The organism is Bacillus sp. NS1 (genome assembly GCF_058248265.1).
Map to the genome: position 1 here is coordinate 678,198 of NZ_JBZAZF010000001.1, position 24,316 is coordinate 702,513.

Sequence of the window (24,316 nt, forward strand, 5' to 3'; positions counted from 1 at the left end):
ATGGAAAATAAAAATGTATTTGAGAATGAGAACGTAAAGTTACGGCTAATTGATTTAGAATATGACTATAAACAAAAGTTTGCCTCAATTAATGCGAGTGAAGTTAAGGAAGCCAAAGTGGATTTCGAAGCAGATGTTCGCAGAATTTATAAAGAGGAAACCCACCACGATCTTCCGAAGAATATAAAAGTTGAAATTTATACCTCCAATGAACTTGTAAACCAGAATACAAGTATAGAAAGTTCGACCAGAGAATCAGGTTACGATGGGACGGCAATCCATATAATAGATAAGAAAAAACATATCGATCAGCTTCATATTATTTCAGAAGGCAGTGCTGATAATAAGGATTGGTCGTATAACTTTTTTGGTCTTTTTTTGGGAATCGATCATAGTCAATATGAGGCTACGAAGGAGTTTACTAAAAAAGCAAAGAAAGCAGCAGGTAACTCTGAGGATTTAAAAACATTCGCCTTAGGACATTCACTTGCTAATAATAACCAAGTAATGGTGCAATTGATTAATGGAGAATATGATGAAGTTTATGGTGTAAATGGGGCTCAAGTCAATATCAATCAATTACTTGAAACTGATGAAAGTTTATATAGATATGTTATTAGGAAATTTAGTTATAAATATGAAAATATTGATTCTATCCCACCAGAAACGTTAAAAAAAGAAATCCAAAAATATTATGAAGACAAAGGCGTAACAGCAAACATCACTCAGCGCATCTCAAAAGATGACCCGCTGTACGGTGCGAGCGGCAAGGCGGACTTCATTACATTCGGCGATGTGAAGATGGCAGATACAAATACAAGTGTAGAAGGCATCCGAAACATTATGGATGGATCCCTGATGAAGACGTGAGAGCGATTCGAAAATTCCTTCAAAAATATAAGGATGACTATGAAAAAGGCGGCTTGGACGGTTTTGTAAAGGCAGCAAGCGGGATTGACATAGAGCTGATAGATAAAGTGAAATACACAGATGGTGTATTAGCAAAAGCGAATGTCATTTATGAAAACTTTGATGATGTTAAGCAAATGTATGGCCGAATTAAAGAGAATTTGCCAGCGTTTTTAGGTTTTCTCCATACCTTATTGGGAAACAGCGGACCGGTCGTAGATCAGCTAGCTGAAAATGGGTATATCGATGAAACGCAAAAGAAAGTGATCAAAAAAGAATTAACGAATATTAATGCGAGTATGCGAGGCATAGAATCACGGTACGAACATTTCATTGACCATCTAAAGCATGGTCAATTTATGCAAGCTTTAAAAGACGTTGGTGAAATAGTGGACTATGTTAAATCAATTTTGTCCTCGTTGAAAACACTCGACACAGAAACAAAAGAAGCATTAAAACTCATCGTCGACGGCCACAGCATCGTTCAAATGCTGAACGCATTATCAAAGGAAAAAGGCTTCAGCTATAAAGGCTCCGATATTTACTTTACAGGGAAGAGCGGCTCGGGAGAAACGATTAAAGTCAATATCTCATCCGCTGTCAGAATCTATCAAAACGGTATGAAGATCGTTGAAGATATGGAAGATGCGATTTCTAAGTACCAGAAGGTTTACAGTCAGGAAATCGATGAAGACTTTGCAGACAAAAAACAGGCAATCATCACAGCTATTCATCATATGGAAGAAAATCCTTCGCATTATGCCTTCGATCTTCAATTCCGGCTTGCAGCCGGTTTCAGCCACACATTCGATAAATTGGAGAAAATCTCAGTTCATGAATCGTTGCACACAGGTGCGCTCCCTGCTAATGATGGAATTGTTGCTGAATTAAAAAAACAGACAACAGAAAAAAGAGATTTTATCAAAAGCATCCGTGAGAGTATTGAAAAGCTGTTTGAAAAAGAAGAAATGATTTCTCAATTATTTGATTTCCAGCCTTAGGAGGAATATGAAGAGTGACTTCCTTATTTTCAGAAAGTGAAACAGAAATTGTATCAACCACCTATATGTTTCTTACCCAAGACGAAATGAAAGGGAAAGCAGGCAGCCTCAATAAACCGATCAACGACATTCTCAACCAGACAAAGAAATTCGAGTCTTCGCTAAAAGAGGAGATCAAAGGACAAAAAGGGCTGATTGTAAAAAAAATAAAAGAAGAGCTTGAATCGAAAAGCGAAAAACAAAAAGCCGCACTTCAAATGATAAAAGAAGAACATACTGCAAAAGTTAACAGGTACAAAATGATAATTGAAGACCTGCGAAAGCAGGACGTGACATTGACTTACAGAAAAAAGAAACCTGTTCAAGATGTCTAGTATAAAAAATCTCCTATTCAAACAGTGGGTAGGAGATTTTTATTTTCATCACAGCAAAAATATACTGAAAAAGTCTCTCTCCATTGATATGATTGAGAAAGAGTAAAAATCATCCTTTTGTATGCCATTTCACCTTTCTGAACGCTGAAACAGGAGGAAACATATATGCCAACCAAGCAACAAAAATCTAAAAGTAAATTGAAACCCTTTTTTGCATTAGTAAAGAAGACCAATCCTTCTTATGGAAAGCTTGCATTTGCGCTGGTCCTCAGTATTGTGACCACGCTGGTCAGCCTGCTGATTCCATTATTAACGAAGCAGCTTGTCGATGGATTTTCCATGTCAAACCTGTCAGGCACGCAAATCGGGCTGATCGCTCTAGTTTTTTTCGTTCAGGCCGGTTTAAACGCTTATGCCACCTATGCGCTTAACTATAATGGACAAAAAATCATCTCCGGGCTGAGGGATTTATTATGGAAGAAATTAATTAAGCTCCCTGTCTCTTATTTCGATACAAACGCTTCCGGAGAAACAGTCAGCCGTGTAACGAATGATACGATGGTGGTCAAAGAACTGATTACAACGCATATCAGCGGATTTATTACCGGAATCATTTCTGTTATTGGATCACTGACAATCTTGTTTATTATGAATTGGAAGCTGACACTGCTTGTATTAGTTGTTGTTCCGCTGGCAGCTCTTATTTTAATTCCGATTGGCCGGAAGATGTTCTCCATTTCCCGGGAAACGCAAGATGAAACAGCCCGTTTTACAGGCCTGCTGAATCAAATTCTTCCGGAAATCAGACTCGTCAAGGCTTCAAATGCGGAGGATGTCGAATATGGGCGCGGGAAGATGGGGATTTCTTCATTATTTAAACTTGGAGTGCGCGAAGCAAAGGTTCAGTCGCTTGTCGGTCCGCTCATCTCACTCGTGTTAATGGCGGCGCTTGTGGCAGTTATCGGATACGGCGGCATGCAGGTGTCATCAGGTGAGCTTACCGCAGGAGCGCTCGTGGCTTTTATTTTATATTTGTTTCAAATTATTATGCCGATGGGCCAGATTACAACGTTCTTCACACAACTGCAAAAATCAATCGGCGCAACTGAACGAATGATTGAGATTTTGGCAGAGGAAGAGGAAGATACAGTCACAGGAAAACAAATTGAAACCGCGCATTTGCCTATTCAGCTTGATCGTGTGTCCTTTGGATATAAGCCTGATCAGCTGATCTTAAAAGAGATCAGCGCCGTCATTGAGGCAGGGAAAGTCACAGCGATTGTCGGTCCGAGCGGCGGTGGGAAAACGACGCTGTTTAAGCTGCTTGAACGTTTCTATACTCCGACTGCAGGGACCATCCTGCTGGGGGATAAGCCGGTTGATACTTACTCGCTTGAATCGTGGCGGGAGCACATCGGGTATGTATCACAGGAAAGCCCGTTAATGTCAGGAACAATTAGAGAAAATATTTGCTACGGGTTAGAGCGTGATGTTACGGACGCTGAGATTGAAAAAGCCGCGGAGATGGCATATGCGCTCAATTTTATAAAGGAGCTGCCGAATCAGCTTGATACAGAGGTGGGCGAACGCGGCATTATGCTGTCAGGCGGACAAAGGCAGAGAATCGCGATTGCGCGAGCGCTCCTTCGTGACCCGAGAATTCTTATGCTCGATGAAGCCACTTCAAGCCTCGACAGCCAATCTGAAAAATCAGTTCAGCAGGCGCTTGAGGTGCTGATGGAGGGCCGCACAACGATCGTTATCGCACACCGCTTATCTACCGTTGTAGACGCGGACCAGCTTTTGTTTGTTGAAAAAGGAGAAATTACCGGGCGTGGAACACATCATGAATTAATGGCCTCCCATGATCTTTATAGAGATTTTGCTGAACAGCAGCTGAAAATGAACGCGGATTTAGAAAACAAAGCCGGGTAAATTTTGGTCGAATCAGCCAGTAAAAAAGCGGAGGGATTCTCCCAATCCTTCCTTTTGAACTATTGAGGGGCTTACGATTTATGGTATACTACTGACGGTAATATTGTATAAAACGGAGGGTAGTTGTGGGAAAACACACTTCTGAACATAAAAATCACGCACAAATTGTCCAGCTGCTTCAAGATGGACAATATTTTTTTCATAAAGGATTGAAAGCGTATAAAGAGCGCAATCTGAAACGGGCAAGCAAACTGATTCAGCGCGCGGTTCATTTGGAGCCGGAGGATTCAGAAATGCTATCGCAGCTTGCGGTCATTTATTCAGAAATGGGCCAGTATCAAGAGTCGAACGATCTTCTTGATTATATCATGGCAAATCTGGAGGCCGAAATGCCGGAGTGCCATTACTTTAAAGCGAATAACTTTGCCCATCTGGGACTCTTTCAAGAAGCTTATAAAGAAGCGGCCGCTTATTCAGATGCGGACCCGGACGGTGAATTTGCTGAAGAAAACGATAGTCTGCTTGAATTGCTAGATTTGGGAGACGGCGGGCCGGAGGATTCTTTGTATGATCAGGATGAATTGCTGATGAAACAGGATCGGGCAAAGTCGCTGCTGGAAAGCGGCCAGCTTGCTGAAGCGGTTGCAGCGCTTGAGGAGATCACAGCAGATTATCCGGAGCTTTGGTCAGCATACAACAACCTGGCGCTTGCCTATTTCTATTCAGGCAACATTGTAAAAGCGAAGCAAACCGCTTATCAAGTGCTCAGTCATAATGAAGGAAACCTTCACGCCTTATGCAATCTTCTCGTTTTCTACTATTATGAAAGAGAAGACGAAAAAGTGGCGGAATTGAGTGCTCAGCTTTCTAATGTATATCCGATGCTTCTGGAACAGCGCTATAAACTGGGGGCCACCTTGGCGCTTGTCGGCCGTTACGATATCGGATATAAATGGCTTAAATCATTATATAAAACCGGCTTTGAAGGTGACGACACATTCTTTTACTGGCTCTCGTGCTCCGCTTATTTTACGGGACATACTGAATTTGCCGAGACGCTCTGGAGAAAAGTCGAGTCACAATATCCCGGAGAAGACCGCCCGGCTCCCTGGATTGAGCGGAGGGAAGCTCTTCCTTCATCTGTGGAACAGCGCCTTGCAGCCTATTATATCAGCAGCACAAAGGGAGAAACGGAGCATCTTGAAGCGGTGATACGCTCAAAGAGAATAACCGCTCCTTTCGAAAATCATTTTGTTAAGCTGCTTTTGAATGGAGATTCCGCGGCTGCTGACGTAACAGAGGATGCACTTTTTGCCTATCAAACCGTTAAATTATTGGAGCAAGCTGAAAAAGAAGAGATGAAAACAGAAGTCATGAGCTGCTGGGTGTTCCATGTCATCCAGCAAATCCGTGCAGCCGCTCCGTTGAAAAATGAGAGGGGTTGGGCAGCGGCGATCTGTTATATCTGGAAAGAAGCCCACGGCAAGCATGACACGAAAAAAGACACAGCAGCCCGCTTCGGCATCTCTCCGGCAACTTTGACGAAATATATGAAATATATTGATGATATTCTAGAATAGAATATTTTGAAGAGTCGATTTATAGAATCGACTCTTTTTTTGTTTGATAGATTATATTAAAAAAATAATATCGACAGTTTTTTTACTCGTTTAAGAAAAATGACAATTGATGCGCGACTTGACATCTGTTTGAAACACAAATGTAATAAAATTTATCGCTAATTTGTCGAAACTTGATGGTATAATGATTCTCGTACATAAGGAATTAGTGTTTTTTACATATGATGTGAAATAAACGCTATACAACCAGAATAAGAGATGCACAGAATAATTAACCATAAACAACCATCATTCCTCGTAGAGTATGAGGAACGAAACTTGATGTTTAAAATACGATTCCAAATGAGGACAGGTTCACAGTAAAAGGGAGGATATAAAAGTGAGAAAGAGTTTATTGACACTTGGTTTGGCTTCCGTCATCGGGACAAGCAGTTTTTTGATCCCATTTACAAGTAAAACTGCATCGGCGGAAACATTAGATGAAAAGAAACAAAAAATCGAAAGCAAGCAATCTGAGGTTGCTTCCAGCATCGAAGCGAAGGAAAAAGAATTAACTAAGCTTCAGGAAAATCAATCAAAGATTGAAAAAGAACTGAAAGACATTAACGCTAAGGCTCTTGATACAAGCAACAAGATCGAAGATAAAAAAGAAGAAAACGATAAAACAAAAGAAGAAATCAAAAAACTGAAAAAAGAGATTAAAGAGACAGAAGCCCGCATCGAAAAACGCAATGAAATCCTGAAAAAACGCGTTCGTTCTTTACAGGAAAGCGGCGGATCTCAAGGATACATAGATGTTCTTTTAGGATCAACAAGCTTTGGTGACTTTATCTCTCGCGCAACTGCGGTTTCATCTATTGTGGATGCAGACAAAGATTTAATCAAGCAGCAAGAGCAGGACAAAGCGAAGCTTGAAGATTCTGAAGCGGATTTGAATAATAAGCTGAAAGAAGTTCAAGCTGCATTGGCTAAATTAGAAACAATGCAAAAAGACCTTGATAAACAGCTTGATGAAAAAGACAAGCTGTTCGACGAAGCAAAAGCAAGCCAGAAGAAAACGGCTGCTGCGATTTCTGAATTAAAATCAGAAGCGTCTGAACTTGCAAATCAAAAAGCAGATACTGAAGCAGAACAAGCACGCATCAAAAAAGAACAAGAAGCAGCGGCTGCTTTGATCAAAAAGCAGGAAGAAGCACAAAAAGCATCTGATGAAACACAAACAGATGACAGCCAAACAGCTACAACTGAAACAGCAAAAGCGAGCTCATCTGGCGATTCTTCAGACAACTCGTCTAAGGGTTCATCAAACCGTTCGTCAAACAGCTCATCTTCTAAGAAGAGCAGCAGCTCAAACAACAATTCAGGCGGCACTGTCATCAGCAACTCAGGCGGAATTGAAGGCGCGATCAGCGTGGGTTCAAGCATTGTAGGACAATCTCCGTACAAATTTGGCGGCGGACGCACTCAGTCTGATATCAACAACCGTATTTTTGACTGCTCATCATTCGTACGCTGGGCATACGCTTCTGCAGGTGTTAACCTTGGACCTGTAGGCGGAACAACAACTGATACGTTAGTTGCAAGAGGACAAGCTGTCAGCGCGTCCGAAATGAAACGTGGAGACCTTGTGTTCTTTGACACTTACAAAACAAACGGACACGTGGGAATCTACTTAGGAAACGGTACTTTCCTAAACGACAATACATCTCACGGAGTATCTGTTGACTCTATGAGCAACGTTTACTGGAAAAAAGCATTTAAAGGCGTTGTAAGACGTGTTGTTCAATAATAAATTAGACAAGGGCCTTCTATAAACAGAAGGCTCTTTCTTTTATTAACATATACCCTTTTAAAATGTATTTAATCATGATGAGAAAAAAATGAGCAAAAAAATAGCGTATCACCATGAGATTTTATAGGATATGGGTAAGGAATACGTTTGATGGGGATTCTTATCATATAAGAAAGAGCCCAAACTTGAAAAGATGGTTTAAGGAGTGAATAGTGTGTCAGAAGAAAAAATTTATGACGTGATTATAATCGGCGCGGGTCCTGCTGGGATGACGGCCGCTGTATACACATCAAGAGCAAATTTATCGACATTAATGATTGAAAGAGGAATTCCCGGCGGGCAAATGGCCAATACGGAAGATGTAGAAAACTATCCTGGATTCGAAAGCATCCTCGGACCTGAGCTTTCCAACAAAATGTTTGAACACGCGAAAAAATTCGGCGCTGAATACGCTTATGGAGACATTAAAGAAGTCATTGATGGCAAAGAGTACAAAGTGGTTAAAGCCGGTTCAAAAGAATATAAAGCACGCGCTGTGATCATTGCCGCAGGTGCGGAGTATAAAAAAATCGGCGTGCCTGGCGAAAAAGAATTGGGCGGCCGCGGTGTGTCTTATTGTGCGGTATGTGACGGCGCTTTCTTTAAAGGCAAAGAGCTTGTCGTTGTTGGCGGCGGAGATTCCGCTGTTGAAGAAGGTGTGTATCTGACACGTTTCGCTTCAAAAGTAACGATCGTTCACAGACGTGATAAACTCCGTGCGCAAAGTATTCTTCAAGCGAGAGCATTTGATAATGACAAAGTTGACTTCCTATGGAATAAAACCGTGAAGGAAATTCATGAGGAAAACGGCAAAGTCGGTAACGTAACGCTTGTCGATACAGTAACCGGTGAAGAAAGTGAATTCAAAACAGACGGCGTATTCATTTACATTGGTATGCTTCCACTGTCTAAACCGTTTGAAAATCTGGGCATTACGAATGAAGAAGGCTACATCGAAACAAACGACCGCATGGAAACAAAGGTTGAAGGTATTTTCGCTGCCGGAGACATTCGCGAAAAATCACTGCGCCAAATCGTAACGGCTACAGGAGACGGAAGTATTGCGGCGCAAAGCGTACAGCATTATGTCGAAGAGCTCCAAGAAACGCTGAAAACTTTAAAATAAAAAGGGCTGTCATACGAGTTTCACATTACGTTACTGGGTTTTAATTCCGCTGTAACAGTTGTGTAATGCTTTTCGGTTATGATTAATAAAGTAATTGACCCCCTTTTTATAATGAATACACTTTTTTGGCACGGATTCTCCAGTTATCCGTGTCCTTTTTTTGTCCAAAAATAAAATATGGATGCCTGTCACAGCAAAATCATCTGAACCCAAGGATGAATATGCTGTAAAATAGAAGAAAAGATTGTCAATGCCTCTTCATTGTGGGAGGCATCTTGAAGCGGTATAATAAAGAGACGATGACAGGACGAGAAGGTTAGGTGAACGTACTTGCAAAGAGTGACAAATTGTGTGCTTCAGACGGATGACAAAGTCCTTCTGCTTCAAAAGCCGAGACGCGGCTGGTGGGTCGCGCCGGGAGGCAAGATGGAGAGCGGAGAATCAGTCAGAGACTCCGTCATCAGAGAGTACAGAGAAGAGACTGGTATCTATATCATAAATCCTCAGTTAAAAGGCGTTTTTACCTTTATTATTAAAGACGGTGACCACATTGTCTCTGAGTGGATGATGTTTACGTTTGTCGCTGATTCTTATACAGGACAAAACGTAGCTGAATCAGAGGAAGGCAAGCTGCAGTGGCACAATGTCAATGACATTCAAAACCTGCCTATGGCCCCGGGAGACGGCCATATCCTAGACTTTATGATGAAGGGACAAGGGCTGCTGCACGGCACATTTACGTATACACCAGATTTTGAGCTGCTCAGTTATCGTTTAGACCCGCAGCATATCAAATAGAAAGACAAGTCAGGGGGGAGAAAGATGAGTGTTAGTGAATCACATGATATTCAGCTTGTCATTATAACCGGAATGTCGGGAGCGGGCAAAACTGTCGCCATTCAAAGCTTTGAAGATCTCGGCTATTTCTGCGTCGATAATCTTCCGCCTTCATTGCTTCCGAAATTTTTAGAGTTGATGAAGGAATCTAATTCGAAAATGAGCAAGGTTGCGCTCGTGATGGATTTGCGCGGCCGTGAATTTTTTGACCGGCTGATCGAAGCTCTGGATGAAATGGCGGAAAATCCGTGGATTACACCGAGAATTTTATTCTTGGACGCAAAGGATTCCATACTCGTCACGAGATATAAAGAAACGAGACGTTCGCATCCGCTGGCAGCGACGGGTCTGCCGCTTGAAGGCATCGCGTTGGAACGTGAGCTGCTTGAGGAATTAAAAGGCCGCTCTCAAATCATTTACGATACGTCGGACATGAAGCCGCGTGATTTACGCGAAAAAATCGTAAAGCACTTTGCGTCAAACCAAGGAGAGACATTTACCGTGAATGTCATGTCATTTGGTTTTAAATATGGTATCCCGATTGACGCAGACCTCGTCTTTGATGTCAGATTTTTGCCGAATCCATACTATATCGAAAGCATGCGGCCGCTGACTGGCAAGGATGAAGAGGTTTCCTCTTACGTTATGAAGTGGAATGAAACGCAAAAGTTCAATGAAAAATTAATCGATCTGCTGAGCTTTATGCTTCCATCTTACAAAAGAGAAGGAAAAAGCCAGGTCGTCATTGCAATCGGCTGCACAGGGGGCCAGCACCGCTCTGTGACACTTGCCGAGAATTTAGCTGATTATTTCAAAAAGGATTACTATACTCATGTTACTCACCGGGACATTGAAAAGAGAAGCCGGAAATAAGATGGAGCAAAAGCCGAAAATCGCAATCTTTGGCGGCGGTACGGGACTTTCTGTATTGCTTCGGGGCTTAAAGCATAAACCTGTTGACATTACGGCCATTGTAACAGTTGCCGATGATGGGGGAAGCTCTGGCCGTCTGCGGAATGAACTGAAAATTCCGCCTCCCGGAGACATCAGAAATGTGCTTGCCGCTTTATCCGATGTGGAGCCGCTTGTTGAAGACCTCTTTCAGCACCGCTTCAATAAGGGAAATGATTTAACAGGCCATTCTCTCGGGAATTTGATTTTGGCAGCGATGACAAATATAACCGGTGATTTTTTTCACGCTGTCACAGAAATGAGCAAGGTGCTGAATGTCAGAGGAAAGGTTTTGCCAGCTGCCAATGCCAGTGTCGTTCTGCATGCTGAGATGGAAGACGGCCGCGTGGTCTCAGGCGAGTCCACGATCCCGGCGTACGGACAGCGCATTAAGCGTGTTTTTCTCACGCCTGAACATATTGATCCGCTGCCGGAAACGATAGACGTGATCAGGGAAGCGGATTTGATTATTATCGGCCCGGGAAGCCTCTATACAAGCATTCTTCCCAATTTGCTCGTCCCAAAAATCGGGGAAGAAGTGGTGAAGGCGCCGGCGAAAAAAGTATACATTTGTAACGTGATGACTCAGCCCGGCGAAACACTCCATTACACCGCTGCTGATCATGTGAAAGCGCTCAATCAGCATATGGGCTGTGGTTTTATTGATACGATATTAGTGAACAGCGAAGACATTCCTGACGAAATAAAACGTAAGTACGAAATGGAATCGGCGCGTCCTGTTGATTTTGATATCGAAGAGCTGAAAGCGATGGGGCTTGAAGTCATCAGAGATCAAATCGTAACGTATAAAAATGACGTAATTCGTCACGATACACATAAAGTGGCCTCTCTTCTTGTCGATTTACTGAAAGAATGAAGCCAGAAATGAGGTGGCTATATGTCATTTGCATCAGAAACAAAAAAAGAATTAACGAATCTGGAAGTGAAGGACTGCTGCATTAATGCAGAGCTGTCTGCGCTAATCCGGATGAATGGAGCTTTATCATTTACAAACCGCCATCTCGTACTTGATGTTCAAACCGAAAATGCGGCGATTGCCCGCCGCATCTATACATTGCTGAAAAAACAATATGATGTGTCGGTCGAGCTGCTGGTCAGAAAGAAAATGCGGCTGAAAAAGAATAATGTCTATATTGTGCGTTTTTCAGAAAATGCAAAAGCGATCTTAGAGGATTTAAAAATACTCGGAGAGAACTTTGTGTTTGAACGAAGTATTTCGGAAGAGCTGGTCAAAAAGAGATGCTGCAAGCGTTCTTATATGAGAGGGGCATTTTTGGCAGGAGGTTCGGTCAATAACCCGGAAACCTCCTCATATCATTTAGAAATCTTCTCTCTCTATAAGGAGCATAACGATTCATTATGCGACCTGTTAAATGAGTTTCAGTTAAACAGTAAAACGCTCGAACGGAAAAAAGGCTATATCACCTATTTAAAAGAGGCGGAAAAGATTACTGAGTTTCTGAACGTGATCGGCGCCCACAATTCGCTTCTGCGATTTGAGGATGTCAGAATCGTCAGGGATATGAGAAATTCGGTCAACCGCCTCGTCAATTGTGAAACAGCCAACTTAAATAAAACGATCGGCGCTTCGCTCAGACAGGTGGAAAATATCAAATACATCGATGAAAGAATCGGCCTGGATGCGCTTCCTGAAAAACTTCGGGAAATCGCGCAGCTGCGGATAGATTATCAGGAAGTGACGCTGAAAGAGCTGGGGGAAATGGTAACAAGCGGGAAAATCAGCAAATCAGGGATCAATCACAGGCTGAGAAAACTTGACGAAATCGCAGAACAGCTGCGGACAGGGCAAACCGTCACTTTAAAATAACCGTAAAGAAAAGGGGAGATCTTATGGTTCAACAGAAAGTGGAAGTTCGATTAAAGACAGGACTGCAGGCGCGTCCTGCTGCTTTGTTTGTACAAGAGGCAAACCGGTTTACGTCAGATGTGTTTCTTGAGAAGGATGGGAAAAAAGTAAATGCAAAGAGCATCATGGGGCTGATGAGTCTTGCGGTAAGCACAGGCACTGAGGTTACCTTGATTGCCCAGGGAGAAGACGAACAAGAGGCGCTGGAAAAGCTGTCTGCTTATGTTCAAGAAGAAGTTTAGGTGATAAAAATGAGTGACTTTCTAAATGACTGCTTTCAGAAAATAGGCTGGGAGAAAGACCATGTCAGCTTCGATGATCTCCCCCTTTTTCTTAAAGCAATGGCGTACCGTTTTCCATTTGAAAACCGTGCCGTACTCGCAAAAGAGAATTATAAGGTAACAAAAGAAGAGCTATGGCGCCGTCTGGTCAAAGAACAGCACGGGGGCCTTTGCTACGATTTAAATGGTTTCCTTTATTTTGTCTTGCGTGATGCCGGGTTTCGTGTGAGGCTCATTCGGGGAACAATCTATGCAGGACATCAAGAAGAGTGGGCGTTAGATAGAACGCATGCTGCTGTATTGCTGTCTGCGGAACAAGGAGATTACATCGTTGATATCGGTTTTGGCATCAACCTGGCACTCCAGCCGATACCGCTTTCCGGAGAAACGGTACAATCACCTGTCGGGTCATTCCGAATCAAAGAAGAAGAAACAGAAAAGGGTAGCCACGTTCTGTTGATGGACAAAGGGGAAGGCTGGCAAATCGGTTACGCCTTTACCCTTGAAGAAAGTGATCCCGATGATTTAGATGACATGAAGGACATCATTCACTCTCATGAGAAATCTCCTTTTAACAAATCACTGCTCGCCTCAAAGCTGACACCGAACGGAAGGATGGTCATGTCAGACCGCCATTTCACCATTCATGAAAACGGCGGTGAAGGCCAAAAAAGTGACATCGGCCCTTCAGAGTTTGAAGAGAAATTAAATACTCATTTTTTGTAACGTGAAAAGCTTGCAGCATGTCTGCAAGCTTTTTCTTATGAGCAAGTATAGATTGCTGCATCATATGCATCTTCTGGGATATGCAGTTTTCCCTTTTCATATTTATAAGGAATGTGATTCTCTTTAAAGCACTCTTTGTTGTATTCAGTTAGTGTATCCCCAATTGCTATGTATTTCCCAGTATAGTCAGGCTGACATGCTGAAAGAATTGACGTTATTGCCAGAAGCAGCATGATTTTTTTCATCTCGACACCTGCCTATTAAGCAATTTTTTCCTTTTTATTCTATCATAATGAATAGAAAAAGACCGATTATCTATTCCGCCACATGCTATAATGAATTTTGGAATCTTCTAGAAAAGTTATCGCGAAATACATGCAAGGGGGATAAACGTGTATCGGATTTTGCTTGTGGAAGATGATGAGCGGATTGCTTCATTGCTGGGCGGTCATCTTCAAAAATACGGATATGAAGTGAAAATTGCTGAACAGCTTCATGATATTAAACTGGAATTTGCAGAAATGAAGCCGGATCTGGTGCTGCTTGATATCAACCTGCCTTTTTTTGATGGGTTTTATTGGTGCAGGCAAATCCGTACCATTTCTAATGCGCCGATTATCTTTATATCAGCACGGACCGATGAGCTCAATCAGGTGATGGCGATTGAAAATGGCGGCGATGATTATATCACGAAGCCGTTCCATTTAGAGGTAGTGATGGCTAAAATCAAAAGCGTCCTGCGCCGTACATATGGTGAATACTCGCCTTCTTTGTCACAGGAATCAAGAATAGTGGAGCTTGGCGGGCTGACGATTTATCCTGATCAGAATGAGGCCGAGTGGAACAGCACCCGCATCTTGTTTTCACAAAAAGAATTTCAGCTTCTTTTGATTTTCGTAAGGGAGCATAAAAAAATCGTCTCTCGTGATGAATTATTGGAGGCGTTATGGGATGACGTCGATTTTGTCGATGATAATACGTTAACGGTCAATGTCAATCGGCTGCGGAGAAAACTGGAGAATGCCGGACTGAAAGGTTGCATTTCAACGATAAGAGGACAAGGCTATCAATTTCAAGTCAATCGGAAGGATGAACCGGAGTGTTAAAGACTTATCTCATCGACCGCTTTGCCATTATTCTATTTTCATTGTTAGGAATAGGGATCGCCATGCTGATTGCGTATTTAAGCATCATAGAGAGCGGCGCAGAACCTCCCGCAGAAAATATGGTGTACATATGGGTTTTGCCCGGTGCTCTATTAGCTGCCGGTTTTACTGTAGATTACGTTCGGCAATTTTCCTTTCTGACTTATGTCAAAAAACTTGCAGAACAAGCGCCTTCTTCGAATGACATCGGCCAGTCTTTGAAAGCCCGAAAGCCAAGAACACGAGAGCAGGCGCTTTGGACAAAAATGATCAACGCACTCGGGCAGCAATACGAAGGCAGGCTCTTACAATATATCAATCAGCAAAAGCAGCACTATACCTTCACCAATCAATGGGTCCACCATATGAAAACACCGGTATCTGTTATTTCTTTAATGATTCAAGAAGGAAAAAACGGAACCTCTTCGTCTTTTCAGACGTTTTTAGAGGAGCTGGAGGATGAAAATGAGAGGTTTCGCCACGGTCTGGATATGATGCTGCAAACGGCCCGGCTGGAGGAATTTGCGTTTGATGTAAGGCCGCAAACCTTTGATTTAACCGAGCTTGTCCGTTCACTTATTAATCAGGAAAAACGGCAGTTTATCAAACGGCGCCTTTTCCCAAGATTACATGTGCCGCCAAACGCCGTTCAGATTACAAGTGATCAAAAATGGCTTTCCTTTGTTGTCGAGCAAATCCTTTTCAATGCCTTAAAATACTCAAATCAAGGTGCGGGAGACCATATTACAATCCGGATTGAAACAGAGGGACATGAAACGCGCCTGTCGGTTGCTGATGAAGGCATGGGCATACCGCCGCAGGATCTGCCGCGGATTTTTGACGCGTTTTTTACCGGGGAAAACGGACGCAGTATGACAGAGGCAACGGGAATGGGTCTTTATTTAGCAAAACAGGTATGCAGCCGTCTTGGCCATAAGCTGTATGCGGAATCAAAAGAAGGGGCTGGCACTGTGATGACCATCGTGTTTTCAAGTGACACCCTAGTGAATGTGACAGCATTGTAAGGTTGGGGAGCGGAATTGCAAGAAAGTTCGATGGGAGGCTGCTGACTTCCTTTTTATAATAAAGAAAAAGGAGGAGCAGAACATGAATGTGTTACAAACAACGAACCTGTCGAAAACGTACTATTCAAATAAAGGAACGATATCATACCAAGCGCTCAGCGACTTTGACCTCAGTGTGGCAAAAGGAGAATTTGTCGGGATTATGGGGCCGTCGGGAAGCGGAAAAACCACGCTCCTGAATTTGCTGGCTACCATTGATAAGCCGACCCAGGGCGAGATAATGATCAACGGCATTCAGCCCAAAACGTTAAAAGACCAAGAGCTGGCTCTGTTTCGCAGAAGAGAACTCGGCTTCGTCTTTCAGGATTTTAATCTGCTTGATACGTTGACGATTCGGGAAAATATTCTGCTGCCGCTCGCATTGGACAAGGTAAAGCTGAGAGAAATGGAAGCCCGCTTGGAGGAACTGGCGGATACGCTGCACATCAAGCATATTCTCGACCATCGGACATACGAGGTGTCGGGCGGACAGCAGCAGCGCGCTGCTTGTGCCAGAGCCATTATTCATAATCCGGCGCTCATTCTAGCCGATGAACCGACAGGAAACCTTGATTCAAAATCGGCAAAGCAAGTGATGAACACGCTGGCTCAGCTGAATGAAGAAAAGGAAGCGACGATTCTATTGGTCACGCATGATGCCACAGCGGCAAGCTTCTGTAAACGGATTGTTTTTATTAAAGACGGACGTTTCTTTTCAGAGATTCACAGAGGGACAAACCAGCAGGTGTTTTATCAAAGTATATTGGATACCTTGAGTGTGTTGGGAGGCGATTTTCATGAATTTGAGAACCATCGCCCGTAAAAACATTTTTGGGAATCTGCAAAGGTATGTCGCCTACTTTTTAAGCTGTGTGTTTGCCGTTTCGGTGTTTTTTGTCTTCACATCTTTTATTTTTCATCCTGATGTCAATGAAGACAATGTATATGGCGGAAGCCTTGTCAAAACGTGCTTGAGTGCAGCCCTTCTCGTCATCATTGTGTTTTGTATATTTTTTATCTCATATTCGAATTCGGCGTTTTTGCAGGCGAGAAAGAAAGAGTTTGGGCTGCTGACGCTGTTCGGAACATCAAAGAAGCAGCTCCGCAAGATGATTTATTATGAACAGTCACTCATTTCTCTGGCGGCGATTGCGGCCGGCATCGGTGCAGGGCTGTTATTTTCAAAGCTGTTTTTTATGGTCATGACATGGATGCTCAGTGTGAAGGTGCCGATCTCGTTTGAGATTGTTCCGAAAGCATTTGTGCTGACGGCGGTCGGTTTTCTTATATTGTTTCAAGTCCTGCTCATTTTATCGCTGGGACAGATTCGCAAGCTTGAAATTATAGATTTGATTAAATCTGCCCAAAAACCGAAAAGCTTGCCGGCCTATTCAAAATGGCTCACTGTGCTGTCTTTGCTGTGTCTGGTTGGCGGTTATTATCTGTCTGCCACAGCGAATGCGATTGATATGGTATTTCGTGTCTTTCCGATTTTGATTTTAGTGTTAATCGGGACGTATTTCTTTTTTACCCAAAGCAGTGTGGCATTTTTCCGCATGCTGTACAGAAAGAAACACAGCTTTTATAAAGGAACGAATATCATTGTCCGTTCCAATATGATTTTCAGGCTGAAGGATCATGCACGCATGCTGTTTTTAACCTCTGTCATTACAGCGGTCATTTTAACCGCTACAGGTGTTATCTATATGTTTTATGCTGATTTAGAAAGACAGGAGGAACAAAGCATTCCTCAATCTGTTGCCTGGGTGGAAAAAGACGCTTCCCGTTTTCAGGTGATGAAACCTGAGACGGCTGAGAATGCATTGAAAAAAGCTGATGCTGACATCAAGTATAAGGTAAATGCCACAGGAATTCCTGTCACTTTTCAATCAGACTTGCCGTATGGGAACGGAAAAGCGGAGGCGGAGGCCTTGCTGATTTCAGAGAAGACATATAATCAAATCGCAAAGGAAAAAGGGTATCCGGTTATTCATTTACAGGATCAAGAAGCGTTTATTAATGTTGCGTTTCAGATGATGATGAAAGATACATTTGGAGAAGGGGAAAAAGCAGCATTTCATTTGAAATCAGGAAAAACACTTTCCTATATCATGAAAAAGCAGCAAAACAAAGGGATATTGATGTCAGTCGAAGGAGTCAGCCGTTTATTGGTTGTCAGTGAAAAGAGCTTTGACAGCCTCACTCAGGATGTGCCGCTGAAGGATCAGATGAGAGTGATAGGTTATGAGCTTGAGCATTGGCAGGAGACGGTAGATGTCTCTGAAAAGCTTGGAAATATGGTGCCGAAAGAACATACATCTGATTTTCAAACGCGTGCTCCTAATTTTCAAATTGTGAAGCAGGGAGTCGCAATAATGCTGTTTATCGGTCTGTTTGTCAGCGTGCTGTTTTTTATCGTTCAAGGAAGCATGCTGTATTTGCGGATGTTTACTGAAATAGAAGATACGAGAGTGCAAGTCTTAGCTTTAAAGAGAATGGGGATTACGGACAAAGAGATCCACTCCATCCTCGGAAAGCAAATTGGATTTTTGTTCTTCATCCCATTTATCGCGGGCACAATTCACGCCGGTTTTGCGTATGCGGCGTTAAGCAACATGCTGAATTCCAACTTATTTCTTGAGGCCGTGATTGTCATCTTCATTTATTTTGTGTTTCAGGCGGTTTATTATATCGTCACCCGTCATATTTATAAGCGTGCTGTTCTTCAGCATATGTAATACGAAATCCGGTCTGGATCAGACCGGATTTTTGATTTACTGAAATTCTCTTGTCAAATTTTTCGGTGTATTTCCTTGGATGGCTGAGATCATGTTTTCGGCAGCCTGTTTACACATATTAAAGCGTACTTTCGCTGTTGCTGAGCCGATATGCGGCAGTAAAGTCACATTCTCTAGCTGCAAGAGCGGATTGTCTTTTGCGACAGGTTCTTCTTCGTACACGTCTAAGCCGGCACCACGAATCCATCCTTCTTGTAGGGCACGGATGAGGGCCTTTTCATCAACCGTCTTTCCCCGGGAAATATTGACGAAAATTGCTGAATCCTTCATCATTTTAAATTCGCGTTCGCCTATCATGTGATATGTTTCATCAGTCAGCGGCGTAATGAGCAGAATAAAATCAGATTGTTCGAGCAATGTATCAAGCTCAGCGTACTTGACGCCGATGCTGTCTTCAGTTTCTTGTTTGCGATGGCGATTATGATAAAGCACTTCCATATCAAAGCCGAATTTGGCGCGTCTCGCTGCTTGTTCGCCGATTCTGCCCATGCCGATAATGCCTAACGTCTGATGATGAACGTCAATGCCGAAAAGCGCTTCCTCTTCAACGGTTCCCCATTTTCCGGCTCTGACGAAACGGTCCAGTTCGGCAACACGTCTGGCGGAAGATAGAATCAGTGAAAAGGCCAGATCCGCGACCGTGTCATCCAGTGTATAAGGTGTATGAGTGCCGACGACACCTCTTTCTTTCATTGCTTCTATATCAAAGTTATCATAGCCTACGGATTGGTTGCTGACCACTTTGAGCTTAGGCGCATGTTCAAGCAATTCACGATTGATTGACGGTCCAGACGTTCCTGAAGTGAAAAGCCCTTCGGCATCTTTTAATTTTTCAAATAGCACGTCTTTTGGAATCGTATCCTCCTGCCATATTTCATAACGGCAATGTTCACCGATGAATGCTTCAATCTCTTCAGGAATCGGTTTTGTGATCAATACAAATGGTTTCAACAAGGCTCCCCCTTTATTGCTGTTGTCTATTTTATTATATCGGAAATAAATAGATGTTAAAAATATAGCTGCGTTCTTTTAATTTCTGGTTCTTTTGAACTTAAAATGAACATTCAAACAGAATGAACAGCTAAATCTGCTTAAAAAAGTTTTTTAATTATCTGAATTCACCTATATTTTTTGTCAGACAAATCATCGATAGGTGAGTTAAAGCCAGATTATAGGATTCAATAAATGTAAATTTTATTATCTTTGAAAGATATAAATTTTTATGTTTTTATTCTACAGTCCAATTATAGTGTCTTTTATTGAAAGCCTTTTTGTGGCGGATTCCTATGCTATAATTCCTTACTGTAAGCTGGGTAAGAAGGCTTGCAAAATCATATGGATGGGAGATGAATCAAATGGTTTCTTTAACATCAATTTTGGAACACAATCAGCGGTTTGTCAGAGAGAAGAAGTATGAACCGTACAAAACGACAAAATTTCCTTCAAAAAAGCTCGTCATTGTCACCTGTATGGATACAAGACTCACAGAACTTCTTCCGCAAGCAATGGGGCTTAAAAACGGTGATGCTAAAATTGTAAAAAACGCGGGAGCCATCGTTTCTCACCCATTTGGAAGCGTAATGCGAAGCATACTGGTCGCGATTTATGAATTGCAGGCTGAAGAGGTGTGTATTGTCGGCCACCATGAATGCGGGATGTCGGGATTGAATGCAACTTCGATTCTCGAGAAAGCAAAGGAACGCGGAGTGGAAGAGAGCTGCCTGAACTTGCTGACTAGCGCCGGACTTGATTTAAAATCGTGGCTGACCGGTTTTCACAGCGTAGAAGAAAGCGTTTCCCACAGTGTGAATCTGATTAAGAACCATCCGCTGCTGCCGAAAAAGGTGCCGGTTCACGGACTTGTCATTCACCCTGAAACAGGAAAACTTGATGTGGTCATTAACGGTTATGAAACTGAGCTCATAAACACTCATCTATAAGGGAGGTTATAACAAAATATGCGATTCTCAGGGAGATTCAAGGGATACAATTTGCAGAAATTTCAGAAAGACTTGATTGCAGGTATCGTAGTAGGTGTCGTGGCAATTCCTTTAGGGATGGCGTTTGCCATTGCCTCGGGAGTCGAGCCTGAATACGGGCTGTATACTGTTGTTGTTGCGGGGATTTGTATTTCTTTGTTTGGGGGATCCAAATACCAAATTGGCGGTCCGACAGGCGCCTTTGTCCCGATTCTATTTGGCATTGTGATACAGTACGGCTTGGAGAACCTGCTGATAGCAGGGTTTATGGCAGGGGTGATGCTGGTGCTGTTCGGGCTGTTTAAGCTCGGAAAAATAATGAAATTCGTGCCGAAACCGGTTATCGTCGGTTTTACAGCCGGAATTGCCGTGCTGATCTTTACCGAGCAAATCGCTAACTTTCTCGGTTTGAGAAATGTTGAAAAACATGAGAACTTTCATCACAACATGTTTGAAATTGCACAGAAGCTCGGCACCTTTAACGTGTATGCCATTTTGACAGCAGTGATTGGGCTCGTCATTTTGCTTGTATCCGCCAAAGTGATGCCTAAAGTACCGGGCGCTTTATTGGCGCTTCTGATTTCCACACTGGTTGCGGTTGTGTTTTTCCCTGACCGCATGGCAACGATCGGGTCAACTTATGGAGAAATTCCTCGCCATTTGCCGGAATTTCAGTTTCCTGAGCTTACATTGGATAAAATGGTCATGCTGTTTCCGGCAGCGCTTGTCATCGCGCTTCTTGGCGGCCTTGAGTCCATTTTGTCCGCAATGGTCGCTGATAACATGAAGGGCTCAAAGCATGACAGCAATAAGGAACTTGTCGGCCAGGGGATTGCGAATATGGCTGCGCCGCTGTTTGGCGGAATCCCGGCCACGGGGGCGATCGCGAGGACGGCGACCAATATTAAAAACGGAGCGGTTTCTCCTGTTTCCGGTGTCGTTCACGGTGTAGTTGTTCTTCTTGTCTTGCTCGTATTCGCGCCTTATGCATCCCATGTGCCGCTTGCCAGTATGGCGCCGATTCTCATGGTTGTCGCATGGAATATGAGTGAGCGCAAGGAAGTCGCAAACATGCTGAGACTGAAAAACGCTGATTCCTTTATTTTGGCGGCGACCTTTGCCCTTACGGTTCTGTTTGACTTAATCGTCGGTGTGGCAACTGGATTGCTGCTCGCATTTGTGTTCTTTATCAGAAGAATGAGCGAAGCGACCCGCATTCACAATCAGGAAACGCATCCTGTTCTGGCGAAGACGGCAAAGAGAGAAGACCCATCAGTCAGCATGTATGCCATAGAAGGGCCGCTGTTTTTCGGGTCAATTGATTCGCTTGAATCTTCATTGCTGGAGCATGTACAGAAAAAGCCAAAGACCCTTATTCTGCTCATGAATAAGGTGCACTACATGGATACGTCGGCTGAAGCAGTGCTTGGAAACGTTATGAACCGAATTAAACGCTACAATGGAAAGCTGATGATTGTAGGACTGCAATCGCAGCCGAAGGAACTGCTGCATAAAACAGGACTATTTCACAAAATAGGGAAGCAGCATTTCTTTGATCACCATGATGAAATCACAGGTTGAAAAAAGCGGCCATTGCGGCCGCTTTTTTATGGATGCTCAAAACGTTTGGTCAGTTTTTCTTGGTGGGCTTTCATCACGTCTTCTAAGGAGACACCATACATATCAGCAAGAATAGCGATATTTCCGATGACATCTCCCATTTCTTCAATCAATTCTTGCTTTTGCTCAGCTCGAGTCGATTCTTTCTCATCTGGCCGGTCTCTGCCGATTTCATATGCTCTGACAGCCCGGGCCAGTTCTCCGGCTTCCTCCATTAAAAAGCCGACTCGAATAAACGGTCCGTATTCTGTCCAGCCTCTTTTTTCGTAAAAATCCTTCATCCATTTTTCTGCATCAGCCAGCTGCAACATCATCACTCCTGCATTCTTTAAGTATTTCATATTGATATTATCACATGAAGATGGGACAATATATAGTGTGTTTTTTCATGTTTAACACGATATATAGATGCGGAGATGACAAGATGAAAACTATTTGTGTATTTGCGGGGTCAAACCCAGGGGGAAATGAAGCGTATAAAAGAAAAGCGGCAGAGCTTGGCGCATACATGGCTGAGCAGGGAATCGGCCTTGTCTACGGGGGCTCCCGCGTAGGCTTAATGGGCGCGGTTGCTGACGCGATTATGGAAAACGGCGGAACTGCAATCGGGGTCATGCCGAGCGGTTTGTTTAGCGGGGAGGTTGTACATCAGAACCTGACTGAACTGATTGAAGTAAACGGGATGCATGAACGAAAAGCCAAAATGAGCGAGCTGGCGGACGGCTTTATCGCCATGCCGGGCGGCTTCGGTACATATGAAGAATTATTTGAGGTGCTTTGCTGGGCACAGATCGGCATCCATCAAAAGCCGATCGGACTGTACAATGTGAACGGATATTTTGAACCGATGATGAAAATGATCAAATATAGCATTCAGGAAGGTTTTTCTAACGAATCGCACCTAAAGCTGATCCACAGCTCTTCACGGCCGGGTGAGTTAATTGAGCAAATGCAGAATTACTCGTATCCAATTTTAGAGAAAAAGTGGACCGAAATCTAAAAAGAGCCTTCTTCAGGGAAGGGAGTTAGTGAGTAACCCACCTATCTTATTTGGTCAGCCGTGGTTCACTAGTATTCCAGATGAAGAATCAACTGAAAATCGAGTTTTTTCAACAAAAAGAGGTTTCCTGAAGGAAATCTCTTTTTTATTTTCTCTTTGCACATCGTATATTCAATTGTAAAAAAGGACTTTTTCACTAGTTTGGATAATAAGCACAGGTAAGGAGGGGATGAAAATGGCAACATTGTCAGATGTGGCGAAAAAGGCAAATGTTTCGAAAATGACGGTATCACGAGTGATCAATCATCCTGAGACAGTGACAGATGAATTGAAAAGGCTTGTTCATTCTGCGATGAAAGAACTGAATTACATCCCTAATTATGCGGCAAGAGCGCTTGTGCAAAACAGAACACAGGTTGTCAAACTGTTGATTCTTGAGGAAATGGATACAACTGAACCATATTACATGAACCTGCTGACCGGAATCAGCCGGGAACTGGATCGCAATCATTATGCTCTGCAACTTGTGACAAGAAACTCTCTCAATATTGGCCAATGCGACGGCATTATTGCCACCGGTTTGAGAAAGAGCGATTTTGAAGGCGTGATCAAAGCCTTTGAAAAGCCGCTGGTCGTATTTGGGCAAAATGAAATGGGCTATGACTTTATCGATGTAAATAACGAGAAAGGCACTTTTATGGCAACCCGCCATGTTATGGGACTAGGGAAGCGGGAAGTTGTCTTTTTTGGCATTGATTTAGATGAGCCTTTCGAACGTTCAAGAGAGCAGGGCTATATTCGGGCGATGAATGAAAGCTTTAGAAAAACGAATCTATTTCGGATCGACAACAGCTCTAAGAAAAGTGAACGCCTTGCAAGAGAAGTACTGGCATCCATGGATAACCAGGCCGCATTTGTCTGCGCATCCGATCGAATCGCACTTGGCGTCATCCGTGCTGCACAATCGCTTGGCAAACGAATTCCGGAAGACGTTGCGGTTACCGGGAATGACGGTGTTTTTCTTGATCGCATCTCCTCGCCCCGGTTGACTACGGTCAGACAGCCTGTTGTTGAAATGGGGGAAGCCTGTGCGAGAATGTTATTGAAAAAAATGAATGAAGGCGGTGCCGCCCAAGGAAATCTATTTTTTGAGCCGGAGTTAATTGTACGGGAATCAACTCTGTAAGAGCTTTATTCTGTTATCGGTAACAAGGTAAAAACGATTGTTCCTGCTATTTCATCATGATACTTTCACATAGAGCCGGACTAAA

At 43.1% G+C, this 24,316-nt stretch carries 22 protein-coding genes and 1 pseudogene; 20 read left to right on the forward strand and 3 right to left on the reverse strand.

Going from position 1 to position 24,316, the window contains the following annotated elements; all coding sequences use genetic code 11:
- The 12 genes and pseudogenes from AC4CV5_RS03395 to AC4CV5_RS03450 all read left to right on the forward strand — a co-directional run bounded on the left by AC4CV5_RS03395 (position 1) and on the right by AC4CV5_RS03450 (position 13,439).
- Positions 1 to 1,910 (forward strand): annotated as a pseudogene (locus tag AC4CV5_RS03395) (DUF6792 domain-containing protein).
- Positions 1,911 to 1,924: 14 nt separating this feature from the next.
- Complete coding sequence (locus AC4CV5_RS03400) at positions 1,925 to 2,284, forward strand: hypothetical protein (RefSeq protein WP_166847908.1); 360 nt, start codon at positions 1,925 to 1,927, stop codon at positions 2,282 to 2,284.
- A 165-nt stretch (positions 2,285 to 2,449) separates the two neighbouring features.
- A complete protein-coding gene (bmrA, locus tag AC4CV5_RS03405) occupies positions 2,450 to 4,219 on the forward strand; it encodes a multidrug resistance ABC transporter ATP-binding protein/permease BmrA (protein ID WP_166847911.1) in 1,770 nt (589 codons plus the stop codon).
- A gap of 125 nt (positions 4,220 to 4,344) precedes the next feature.
- Complete coding sequence (locus AC4CV5_RS03410) at positions 4,345 to 5,799, forward strand: tetratricopeptide repeat protein (RefSeq protein ID WP_166847915.1); 1,455 nt, start codon at positions 4,345 to 4,347, stop codon at positions 5,797 to 5,799.
- 379 nt (positions 5,800 to 6,178) lie between these two features.
- A complete protein-coding gene (gene cwlO, locus AC4CV5_RS03415) occupies positions 6,179 to 7,588 on the forward strand; it encodes a peptidoglycan DL-endopeptidase CwlO (protein WP_166847918.1) in 1,410 nt (469 codons plus the stop codon).
- A gap of 217 nt (positions 7,589 to 7,805) precedes the next feature.
- The gene (gene trxB, locus AC4CV5_RS03420) at positions 7,806 to 8,756 is read left to right on the forward strand and encodes a thioredoxin-disulfide reductase (protein WP_166847920.1); all 951 of its coding nucleotides are present in this window, start codon (positions 7,806 to 7,808) and stop codon (positions 8,754 to 8,756) included.
- 330 nt (positions 8,757 to 9,086) lie between these two features.
- A complete protein-coding gene (locus AC4CV5_RS03425; RefSeq protein WP_166847923.1) occupies positions 9,087 to 9,554 on the forward strand; it encodes an 8-oxo-dGTP diphosphatase in 468 nt (155 codons plus the stop codon).
- A 24-nt stretch (positions 9,555 to 9,578) separates the two neighbouring features.
- Positions 9,579 to 10,466: an RNase adapter RapZ gene (rapZ, locus tag AC4CV5_RS03430; RefSeq protein WP_003235371.1), complete on the forward strand. Its 888-nt coding sequence runs from the start codon at positions 9,579 to 9,581 to the stop codon at positions 10,464 to 10,466.
- 1 nt (position 10,467) lies between these two features.
- Positions 10,468 to 11,421, forward strand: coding sequence for a gluconeogenesis morphogenetic factor (mgfK, locus tag AC4CV5_RS03435; protein WP_166854584.1), 954 nt, complete (start codon positions 10,468 to 10,470; stop codon positions 11,419 to 11,421).
- A 21-nt stretch (positions 11,422 to 11,442) separates the two neighbouring features.
- Positions 11,443 to 12,393, forward strand: coding sequence for a DNA-binding protein WhiA (gene whiA / locus AC4CV5_RS03440; RefSeq protein WP_166847925.1), 951 nt, complete (start codon positions 11,443 to 11,445; stop codon positions 12,391 to 12,393).
- A gap of 23 nt (positions 12,394 to 12,416) precedes the next feature.
- Positions 12,417 to 12,674, forward strand: coding sequence for an HPr family phosphocarrier protein (locus AC4CV5_RS03445; RefSeq protein WP_166847928.1), 258 nt, complete (start codon positions 12,417 to 12,419; stop codon positions 12,672 to 12,674).
- Positions 12,675 to 13,439: an arylamine N-acetyltransferase family protein gene (locus tag AC4CV5_RS03450; RefSeq protein ID WP_222142092.1), complete on the forward strand. Its 765-nt coding sequence runs from the start codon at positions 12,675 to 12,677 to the stop codon at positions 13,437 to 13,439.
- A 35-nt stretch (positions 13,440 to 13,474) separates the two neighbouring features.
- On the opposite strand, the gene AC4CV5_RS03455 is transcribed toward AC4CV5_RS03450, so the two are convergent.
- Positions 13,475 to 13,684, reverse strand: a complete 210-nt coding sequence (locus AC4CV5_RS03455) for a hypothetical protein (protein ID WP_248602215.1) — start codon at positions 13,682 to 13,684, stop codon at positions 13,475 to 13,477.
- Between the two features lie 147 nt (positions 13,685 to 13,831).
- Between AC4CV5_RS03455 and psdR the strand changes: the two genes are divergently transcribed.
- From psdR to AC4CV5_RS03475, 4 genes are all read left to right on the forward strand, one after another.
- Positions 13,832 to 14,545: a two-component system response regulator PsdR gene (gene psdR, locus AC4CV5_RS03460; protein ID WP_222142091.1), complete on the forward strand. Its 714-nt coding sequence runs from the start codon at positions 13,832 to 13,834 to the stop codon at positions 14,543 to 14,545.
- Positions 14,539 to 15,609 (forward strand): HAMP domain-containing histidine kinase, encoded by a 1,071-nt coding sequence (locus AC4CV5_RS03465; protein WP_490922082.1) that lies wholly within the window; start codon positions 14,539 to 14,541, stop codon positions 15,607 to 15,609. The genes psdR and AC4CV5_RS03465 overlap by 7 nt, the downstream gene beginning before the upstream one ends.
- An 82-nt stretch (positions 15,610 to 15,691) precedes the next feature.
- Positions 15,692 to 16,471, forward strand: a complete 780-nt coding sequence (gene psdA / locus AC4CV5_RS03470; RefSeq protein ID WP_490922083.1) for a lantibiotic ABC transporter ATP-binding protein PsdA — start codon at positions 15,692 to 15,694, stop codon at positions 16,469 to 16,471.
- Positions 16,446 to 18,386, forward strand: a complete 1,941-nt coding sequence (locus tag AC4CV5_RS03475; RefSeq protein WP_490922084.1) for an ABC transporter permease — start codon at positions 16,446 to 16,448, stop codon at positions 18,384 to 18,386. The genes psdA and AC4CV5_RS03475 overlap by 26 nt, the downstream gene beginning before the upstream one ends.
- A 36-nt stretch (positions 18,387 to 18,422) precedes the next feature.
- Here AC4CV5_RS03475 and AC4CV5_RS03480 read toward each other — a convergent pair whose 3' ends face one another.
- Positions 18,423 to 19,400: a 2-hydroxyacid dehydrogenase gene (locus AC4CV5_RS03480; RefSeq protein WP_490922085.1), complete on the reverse strand. Its 978-nt coding sequence runs from the start codon at positions 19,398 to 19,400 to the stop codon at positions 18,423 to 18,425.
- A gap of 392 nt (positions 19,401 to 19,792) precedes the next feature.
- Between AC4CV5_RS03480 and AC4CV5_RS03485 the strand changes: the two genes are divergently transcribed.
- Together AC4CV5_RS03485 and AC4CV5_RS03490 are read left to right on the forward strand one after the other, a co-directional pair.
- Positions 19,793 to 20,386, forward strand: a complete 594-nt coding sequence (locus tag AC4CV5_RS03485; RefSeq protein ID WP_166847949.1) for a beta-class carbonic anhydrase — start codon at positions 19,793 to 19,795, stop codon at positions 20,384 to 20,386.
- 18 nt (positions 20,387 to 20,404) lie between these two features.
- A complete protein-coding gene (locus tag AC4CV5_RS03490) occupies positions 20,405 to 22,006 on the forward strand; it encodes a SulP family inorganic anion transporter (RefSeq protein ID WP_166847951.1) in 1,602 nt (533 codons plus the stop codon).
- A gap of 26 nt (positions 22,007 to 22,032) precedes the next feature.
- On the opposite strand, the gene AC4CV5_RS03495 is transcribed toward AC4CV5_RS03490, so the two are convergent.
- Positions 22,033 to 22,353 carry a MazG nucleotide pyrophosphohydrolase domain-containing protein gene (locus tag AC4CV5_RS03495; protein WP_166854585.1) on the reverse strand — a complete coding sequence of 107 codons (321 nt, stop codon included), beginning with the start codon at positions 22,351 to 22,353 and terminating at the stop codon, positions 22,033 to 22,035.
- A gap of 116 nt (positions 22,354 to 22,469) precedes the next feature.
- Between AC4CV5_RS03495 and AC4CV5_RS03500 the strand changes: the two genes are divergently transcribed.
- On the forward strand, positions 22,470 to 23,045 hold the full coding sequence (locus AC4CV5_RS03500) for an LOG family protein (protein ID WP_166847953.1): 576 nt from the start codon (positions 22,470 to 22,472) through the stop codon (positions 23,043 to 23,045).
- Positions 23,046 to 23,280: 235 nt separating this feature from the next.
- A complete protein-coding gene (locus AC4CV5_RS03505) occupies positions 23,281 to 24,231 on the forward strand; it encodes a LacI family DNA-binding transcriptional regulator (RefSeq protein ID WP_166847955.1) in 951 nt (316 codons plus the stop codon).
- Positions 24,232 to 24,316 lie beyond the last annotated feature (85 nt).

Excerpts from the sequence above, each read along its gene's own strand:
- AC4CV5_RS03505 (WP_166847955.1), top strand. The coding sequence starts at position 23,281 with ATGGCAACATTGTCAGATGTGGCGAAAAAGGCAAATGTTTCGAAAATG.
- AC4CV5_RS03490 (WP_166847951.1), top strand. The coding sequence starts at position 20,405 with ATGCGATTCTCAGGGAGATTCAAGGGATACAATTTGCAGAAATTTCAG.
- whiA (WP_166847925.1), top strand. The coding sequence starts at position 11,443 with ATGTCATTTGCATCAGAAACAAAAAAAGAATTAACGAATCTGGAAGTG.
- AC4CV5_RS03500 (WP_166847953.1), top strand. The coding sequence starts at position 22,470 with ATGAAAACTATTTGTGTATTTGCGGGGTCAAACCCAGGGGGAAATGAA.
- mgfK (WP_166854584.1), top strand. The coding sequence starts at position 10,468 with ATGGAGCAAAAGCCGAAAATCGCAATCTTTGGCGGCGGTACGGGACTT.
- bmrA (WP_166847911.1), top strand. The coding sequence starts at position 2,450 with ATGCCAACCAAGCAACAAAAATCTAAAAGTAAATTGAAACCCTTTTTT.
- AC4CV5_RS03485 (WP_166847949.1), top strand. The coding sequence starts at position 19,793 with ATGAATCAAATGGTTTCTTTAACATCAATTTTGGAACACAATCAGCGG.
- rapZ (WP_003235371.1), top strand. The coding sequence starts at position 9,579 with ATGAGTGTTAGTGAATCACATGATATTCAGCTTGTCATTATAACCGGA.
- psdA (WP_490922083.1), top strand. The coding sequence starts at position 15,692 with ATGAATGTGTTACAAACAACGAACCTGTCGAAAACGTACTATTCAAAT.
- AC4CV5_RS03445 (WP_166847928.1), top strand. The coding sequence starts at position 12,417 with ATGGTTCAACAGAAAGTGGAAGTTCGATTAAAGACAGGACTGCAGGCG.
- AC4CV5_RS03475 (WP_490922084.1), top strand. The coding sequence starts at position 16,446 with ATGAATTTGAGAACCATCGCCCGTAAAAACATTTTTGGGAATCTGCAA.
- AC4CV5_RS03455 (WP_248602215.1), bottom strand. The coding sequence starts at position 13,684 with ATGAAAAAAATCATGCTGCTTCTGGCAATAACGTCAATTCTTTCAGCA.